Consider the following 6502-nt stretch of genomic DNA (forward strand, 5'->3'; position numbering starts at 1 on the left):
TCCACCCACAATTAAGTTACGCTATGACGACTAATTCTGTACTTTTGTTTTTTGCTAAAGTTGTGTAGAATTAGTAATGTAAGTAAATATTGGAGGTCCTTTAAATGTCAACAGCAATTTGGATTGTGATTGTTGTCATTGCTCTTTTGTTAGGTGCTGTGGGTGGTTTCTTCTTAGCTCGCCGGTACATGGAGAATTATTTAAAAAATAATCCACCAATTAACGAAGATATGTTACGGACGATGATGCTTCAGATGGGTCAAAAACCATCACAAAAGAAACTTCATCAAATGATGACTGCAATGCAAAGTCAAGCAAAGAAATAATAAAAACCCGGTTAATAACCAGGTTTTTTTATTTTGCAGAAACATCCACGTATTTAAATGTCGGGTCGATTTGTTTATCAAGATCATTGAAATTTTGATTTAATTGCTTTTCTAAATCTGCTAATACATCGTCATTTAAACGGGTTTTACGATCAATATTGATTGGATCACCAAATGCAATATGTGTTTTGCGTCGAGTAAATAAACTCTTAAAAGTTAGTGGCCCCTGATACACTGCCGGAATAATTGGAACATTGGCTAAACGGGCAATTACGAATGCACCACTTTTTAACTCTTGTGAGTGGCGAGTTCCGGATGGAAAAATGATAGTTGCCAATTCACCTTTTTTTAAAATTTTAACTGGTGTTTTGATGGCAGAAGGGCCGGGATGTTGACGGTCAACAGGAAAAGCATTTAACTTTGTTATAAACCATCCAAGAATTGGATTTTTAAATAACTCTTGCTTAGCCATGAAAGAGAATTTCTTCGGAGATGCTGCTAATGCAAATAGAACCGGATCAAACCAAGTTCGATGAGGGCCAACTAGAATGTAGGATCCTTCTGTTGGTAGTTTTTCATGGTTTAAGATGACTGGCTTACCATTAATTAAGTAAATCAAGCCCTTAACGATGGCACGAATAAAAGAATATAACATTACTTTTCACCTTTTTAATTTTTTTATTTAGAATAAGTATGAACAAAATCTGTTAAAGTTGCAACCAGGAGAATTATATATGAATAATAAGTCACTATTAAAGAATAACGAACGAATTGATCAGCTTTTTAGTGAAGGCGTTGAAATTATTCAATCGGCAGAAGTTTTTTCGTTTTCAATTGATGCTGTGTTATTGGCCAATTTTGCTGAAGTTAAAAAAAGTCAAAATACAAATATTGTGGATCTCTGCGCTGGCAATGGGGCGGTGGGACTTTTTGTGTCTCATAGAACTCAAGGACACATCAGCATGGTGGAAATTCAACCTAGGCTAGCAGATATGGCAGAAAGAAGTGTCAAACTGAATCACTTAGAAAAACAAATTAATGTTTTTAATCAAGATTTGAATAATTCAGAAAAGGTAATTGCTCCTGATTCAATTGATGCAGTACTTTGTAACCCACCTTATTTTAAAGTCTCTGAAAAAAGCATAAAAAATCCTAACAGCTATTTAGCCATTGCACGTCACGAGCTCAAGACTGATTTAGAAAGTGTGTTGACGGTTAGTAGTAGATTACTAAAAATGAACGGTAAGCTTTTCTTAGTTCATCGTCCAGACCGTTTGGGTGAAATTTTGAATATGATGGAAAAGACCAGATTGTCTCCGAAACGAATTCAATTTGCCTATGGGCATGATGAAGAAGAAGCAAATGTTGTGCTTATTGAAGCGATAAAAGATGGAAAAAGTGGAGGAGTGCGTATAATGCCACCAATTATTGAGTATGAAGGTAGTGAGTACTCCGAAGAAATGAAGGCAATGTTATATGGAAATCCCAGTTAAGGACGGTTTTTATTTTTACGTATTAAAATGTGCTGATAACACCTTGTATGGTGGGTATACAACTAACCTTATTAACCGAGTTACGACTCATAACGCTGGAAAAGGGGCAAAATATACCAAGCCTGAACGTCGGCGTCCGGTTCAACTACTTTATTTTGAAAGTTTTGAGTCTCAACATGATGCTATGCATGCAGAATATTCCTTCAAGCACCAAACTAGGCAAAAGAAGTTAAAATATTTAAAAGAAAATGACGTAGATTACTCCTGAAATGAAAGCTCTTTTATGATATAGTGGTGGTGCAATTTCAAAGGAAGAGGGACGTATTGATGAAAATTATTGCGTATGGAATAAGAGATGACGAACTTCCCTATCTAAAGGAATGGGAAGAAAAGAACAAAATCGAAGTTAAAGCAGTTCAAGATTTGTTGACTACTGATAACATTGATTTAGCTAAAGGTTTTGATGGAGTGGTTGCTTATCAACAAAAACCATATTCTGATGGAATCTTTGAGAAAATGAATGAGTACGGTATTCACGCTTTCTCACTGAGAAATGTAGGAGTGGACAATGTACCATTTGAAACTTTGCGTAAGTTCAATATTAATTTATCAAATGTCCCAGCATATTCCCCTAGTGCTATAGCTGAGTTATCAGTTACACAATTAATGGCTTTATTACGTAGGATTCCAGAGTTTGAGTCCAAAATGAAATCGGGAGATTTTCGTTGGGCACCAGACATTGCACTTGAGTTAAACCAAATGACTGTAGGAGTGATCGGCACAGGACGAATTGGTCGTGCTGCTATGAGCATTTTTAAAGGATTTGGTGCCAAATTAGTTTGTTATGATGTTTTTCGTAATCCTGAGATTGAAAAAGAAGGTTTTTACGTAGATACATTAGAAGAATTGTACAAACAAGCAGATGTAATAACATTGCATGTACCGGCTCTGAAAGATAATTATCATATGTTAAATGATGAAGCCTTCAGCCAAATGAAGGGTGGAGTATTTATTTTAAATTATTCCAGAGGGACGTTAATCGATTCAGAATCTCTTATTAAAGCTTTGGATAGTGGCAAGGTTGCAGGTGCTGGATTGGATACTTACGAAAACGAAGTCGGTATCTTTGACGTTGACCATGGCAGTCAGGCCATAGATGATCCTATTTTTAATAATTTGTACAATAGAGAAAATGTAATGATTACACCACATTCTGCTTTTTACACCAAAACGGCTGTAAAGAATATGGTACAAATCGCATTGGACAATAATAAAAGTTTTATTGAAAAAGGGACTGCTGAAAACTTAGTTAGTCTAGATTAATACTTGTCATGAACTAGGCGATACGGTATACTTATATTCGGCTTAAATGCTAAAAAGCACCTAACTGGAAGTCGTGGGTAGTGTCGCTGCTTTGCAGAGATTCCTATGACCACTGAAAGTTGGGGAAGAAAAACTAGGAGGTAGAATAACATGGCTGTTATTTCTATGAAGCAATTACTTGAAGCAGGTGTTCACTTTGGTCACCAAACACGTCGTTGGAACCCAAAGATGAAACCATACATTTTTACAGAACGTAATGGTATTTATATCATTGACTTACAAAAAACTGTTAAGTTAGTTGACAACGCTTATAACTTTGTTAAAGACGTTGCTGCTGATGACGGTGTTGTATTGTTTGTTGGTACAAAGAAGCAAGCACAAACTGCTATTGAAGAAGAAGCAACACGTGCTGGCCAATACTTTGTTAACCATCGTTGGTTAGGTGGAACTTTAACAAACTGGAATACTATTCAAACACGTATCAAACGTCTTAAAGACATCAAAAAGATGGCTGAAGACGGTACATTCGAACGTCTACCTAAGAAGGAAGTTTCACTTCTTAACAAGCAAAAAGACAAGCTTGAAAAATTCTTGGGTGGTATCGAAGATATGCCACATATTCCAAATGTTATGTTTGTTGTTGATCCTCGTAAGGAACAAATTGCTATTAAAGAAGCTCAAAAGCTTAACATTCCTGTTGTTGCAATGGTTGATACAAACTCTGATCCTGATCAAGTTGATGTTATCATTCCATCAAACGACGATGCTATCCGTGCCGTTCGTTTAATTACTGCAAAAATGGCTGATGCTGTTATCGAAGGACGTCAAGGCGAAGACCAAGACGCTGAAGATGAAGCTGCTGCAGCTAACGCAAACGTTAGTGAAGACACTTTAGCTGACTTGAAAAAGACAGTTGAAGAAGGAAGCTCTGAAAAATAGTTAGTTATTTAGGCTGTCGCGCTTTAGACCTTTATGGCCTAGACTGTGATGGCTTTTTATATGAAAATTAAAGGAGGCCATAATAATGGCAAGTATTTCTGCTGCTCAAGTTAAAGAATTACGTGATAAGATCGGTGTCGGAATGATGGACGCTAAAAAAGCCTTAGTACAAACTGAAGGCGACATGGAAAAAGCGATCGATTTTCTTCGTGAAAAAGGTATTGCTAAAGCTGCCAAGAAAAGTGATCGCGTTGCTGCTGAAGGTTTAGCAGACGTTGAAACTCATGAAAACACAGCTGCAATCGTTGAAGTTAACTCAGAAACTGACTTTGTTGCCTCAAACGATCGTTTCGTTGACCTTGTTAAAGAAATCGCTGCACAAGTTGCACTTGAAAATCCTTCTGATTTAGAAGGTGCTTTAGCATTGAAGTCACCAAAAGGTACAATCAATGATGATATCATCGAAGCAACTCAAGTAATCGGTGAAAAGATTTCTCTTCGTCGTTTTGAAACAGTTTCAAAGACCGATGACGAACATTTCGGATCATACTTACACATGGGCGGAAAGATTGCTTCATTAGTTGTTGTTGAAGGCGCTGATGAAGAAACAGCTAAAGACGTTGCAATGCACGTTGCAGCTATTAATCCCAAGTATGTAAATCGTGACCAAGTTCCTGCTGAAGTATTGGATCACGAACGTGAAGTACTTACAAAAGAAGCTGAAGGTGAAGGCAAACCAGCTAAAATCATCGAAAAGATGGTTGAAGGCCGTTTAAACAAGTTCTTATCAGAAATGAGTTTGGATGATCAAGAATTTGTTAAGGATCCTGATCAAACAGTTGCTAAATACGTTGCCTCTAAGGGTGGAAAAGTTAAATCATTCGTCCGTTATGAAGTCGGTGAAGGTATTGAAAAGCAAACCGTTGACTTTGCTGAAGAAGTTCGCAAAGAAATGGGTGAATAATTTAAAAGGGCTGAATAAAATCAGCCTTTTTATTTTGCCTAAATTATGAGGTAACAGTGACGCTCTTAACTGGGTATGATAAAATTAAAGATAAATAAACAGGAGGCAGATAAATGGCTGACGTTAAATATAAGCGCGTAATAATGAAACTAAGTGGTGAGGCTCTAGCTGGAGAACAAAAGACAGGTATCAACCCACCAGTAATTAAGAAGGTTGCAGAAGAGTTAAAGGATATTCACGACATGGGTGTTCAAATCGCAATTGTTTGCGGTGGTGGTAACATGTGGCGTGGAGAAACTGGCGAACAAATGGGTATGGAACGAGTTCAAGCTGATTACATTGGTATGCTTGGAACTGTTATGAATGCTCTTGCTCTTCAAGACAGCTTAGAATCATTAGACGTTCCTACACGTGTAGAAACTTCAATTGAAATGAGACAAATTGCAGAACCTTATATTCGTCGTAAAGCGGTTCGTCATCTTGAAAAGAATCGGATTGTTATTTTTGCTGCTGGTACAGGTAGTCCATATTTCTCAACTGATACAACTGCTGCTTTAAGAGCTGCAGAAATCGGCGCAGAAGCAATTTTAATGGCTAAGAACGGTGTTGATGGAATCTATTCTGCAGATCCTAACAAAGATGCTAATGCTGTTAAATTTGATGAGTTAACTCACATGGATATCATTGATAAGGGTCTTAATGTAATGGATACAACTGCAAGTTCATTATCAATGGAAAATAATATTCCATTAGTTGTCTTTAATTTGAATCAACCTGGTAACATTAAAAAAGTTGTTTTAGGTGAGAACATCGGAACAACTGTTAGGGGGAAATAAATTTGGCAAAAAATGAAATTTTAACTGACGCAGAAGAACGAATGCATAAAGCACACCAATCTTTGGAACGTGACTTAGGTAGTATTCGTGCCGGACGTGCTAATGCTGGATTGTTAGATCGAGTTTCAGTTGATTATTACGGAGCTCCAACTCCTCTTAATCAAATGGCTTCAATCACAATCCCAGAAGCTCGTGTGCTTTTAGTTACACCTTATGATAAAAGTGTTCTCGGTGATATTGAACAGGCTATTTTGACATCTAATTTGGGAATCAATCCTGCTAATGATGGTACTGCAATTCGTTTAGTTATTCCTCAATTGACTGAAGAAACAAGAAAAGATTTAGCCAAGAGTGTTAAAGCCGAAGGTGAAAAAGCTAAAGTTGCTGTTCGTAATATTCGTCGTGATGCGATGGATAATCTTAAAAAGGGCAACAAGAATGGCGATTTCAATGATGATGAATTACATGATCTTGAAAAACAAGCTCAAGGAATTACTGATTTAGCTATTAAGACAGTTGATGAAATTGTTAGCGCTAAGGAAAAAGAAGTTATTGAAGGTTAATTTTTAAATAAAAGTTGTGACTATTGTCGCAGCTTTTTTTCTACCCAAAGTCAAGCAT

At 36.9% G+C, this 6502-nt stretch carries 9 protein-coding genes; 8 read left to right on the forward strand and 1 reads right to left on the reverse strand.

Going from position 1 to position 6502, the window contains the following annotated elements:
- The first annotated feature begins 104 nt into the window (after positions 1-104).
- Positions 105-326: a YneF family protein gene (locus IV88_RS08565; protein ID WP_057800484.1), complete on the forward strand. Its 222-nt coding sequence runs from the start codon at positions 105-107 to the stop codon at positions 324-326.
- Between the two features lie 28 nt (positions 327-354).
- Here IV88_RS08565 and IV88_RS08570 read toward each other — a convergent pair whose 3' ends face one another.
- Positions 355-981, reverse strand: coding sequence for a lysophospholipid acyltransferase family protein (locus IV88_RS08570; protein WP_057800485.1), 627 nt, complete (start codon positions 979-981; stop codon positions 355-357).
- Between the two features lie 79 nt (positions 982-1060).
- Between IV88_RS08570 and IV88_RS08575 the strand changes: the two genes are divergently transcribed.
- The 7 genes from IV88_RS08575 to frr all read left to right on the forward strand — a co-directional run bounded on the left by IV88_RS08575 (position 1061) and on the right by frr (position 6444).
- On the forward strand, positions 1061-1819 hold the full coding sequence (locus IV88_RS08575; RefSeq protein ID WP_057800486.1) for a tRNA1(Val) (adenine(37)-N6)-methyltransferase: 759 nt from the start codon (positions 1061-1063) through the stop codon (positions 1817-1819).
- The gene (locus IV88_RS08580) at positions 1803-2087 is read left to right on the forward strand and encodes a GIY-YIG nuclease family protein (RefSeq protein WP_057800487.1); all 285 of its coding nucleotides are present in this window, start codon (positions 1803-1805) and stop codon (positions 2085-2087) included. Before IV88_RS08575 ends, IV88_RS08580 begins: the two co-directional genes overlap by 17 nt.
- A gap of 59 nt (positions 2088-2146) precedes the next feature.
- Positions 2147-3142, forward strand: coding sequence for a D-2-hydroxyacid dehydrogenase (locus tag IV88_RS08585; RefSeq protein ID WP_057800488.1), 996 nt, complete (start codon positions 2147-2149; stop codon positions 3140-3142).
- 150 nt (positions 3143-3292) lie between these two features.
- A complete protein-coding gene (rpsB, locus tag IV88_RS08590; protein ID WP_057800489.1) occupies positions 3293-4081 on the forward strand; it encodes a 30S ribosomal protein S2 in 789 nt (262 codons plus the stop codon).
- 85 nt (positions 4082-4166) lie between these two features.
- Positions 4167-5045, forward strand: coding sequence for a translation elongation factor Ts (gene tsf, locus IV88_RS08595; RefSeq protein ID WP_057800490.1), 879 nt, complete (start codon positions 4167-4169; stop codon positions 5043-5045).
- Between the two features lie 113 nt (positions 5046-5158).
- Complete coding sequence (gene pyrH, locus IV88_RS08600; protein ID WP_057800491.1) at positions 5159-5881, forward strand: UMP kinase; 723 nt, start codon at positions 5159-5161, stop codon at positions 5879-5881.
- A 2-nt stretch (positions 5882-5883) separates the two neighbouring features.
- Positions 5884-6444: a ribosome recycling factor gene (gene frr / locus IV88_RS08605; RefSeq protein WP_057800492.1), complete on the forward strand. Its 561-nt coding sequence runs from the start codon at positions 5884-5886 to the stop codon at positions 6442-6444.
- Positions 6445-6502: the final 58 nt, after the last annotated feature.

This window comes from Pediococcus argentinicus (assembly GCF_001437605.1).
Taxonomy (GTDB): Bacteria; Bacillota; Bacilli; order Lactobacillales; family Lactobacillaceae; genus Pediococcus; species Pediococcus argentinicus.

What these genes read in the sequence shown, in the direction of transcription:
- pyrH (WP_057800491.1), top strand. Translation starts at nt 5,159, where the DNA reads ATGGCTGACGTTAAATATAAGCGCGTAATAATGAAACTAAGTGGTGAG.
- IV88_RS08580 (WP_057800487.1), top strand. Translation starts at nt 1,803, where the DNA reads ATGGAAATCCCAGTTAAGGACGGTTTTTATTTTTACGTATTAAAATGT.
- IV88_RS08570 (WP_057800485.1), bottom strand. Translation starts at nt 981, where the DNA reads ATGTTATATTCTTTTATTCGTGCCATCGTTAAGGGCTTGATTTACTTA.
- IV88_RS08565 (WP_057800484.1), top strand. Translation starts at nt 105, where the DNA reads ATGTCAACAGCAATTTGGATTGTGATTGTTGTCATTGCTCTTTTGTTA.
- rpsB (WP_057800489.1), top strand. Translation starts at nt 3,293, where the DNA reads ATGGCTGTTATTTCTATGAAGCAATTACTTGAAGCAGGTGTTCACTTT.
- IV88_RS08585 (WP_057800488.1), top strand. Translation starts at nt 2,147, where the DNA reads ATGAAAATTATTGCGTATGGAATAAGAGATGACGAACTTCCCTATCTA.
- tsf (WP_057800490.1), top strand. Translation starts at nt 4,167, where the DNA reads ATGGCAAGTATTTCTGCTGCTCAAGTTAAAGAATTACGTGATAAGATC.
- IV88_RS08575 (WP_057800486.1), top strand. Translation starts at nt 1,061, where the DNA reads ATGAATAATAAGTCACTATTAAAGAATAACGAACGAATTGATCAGCTT.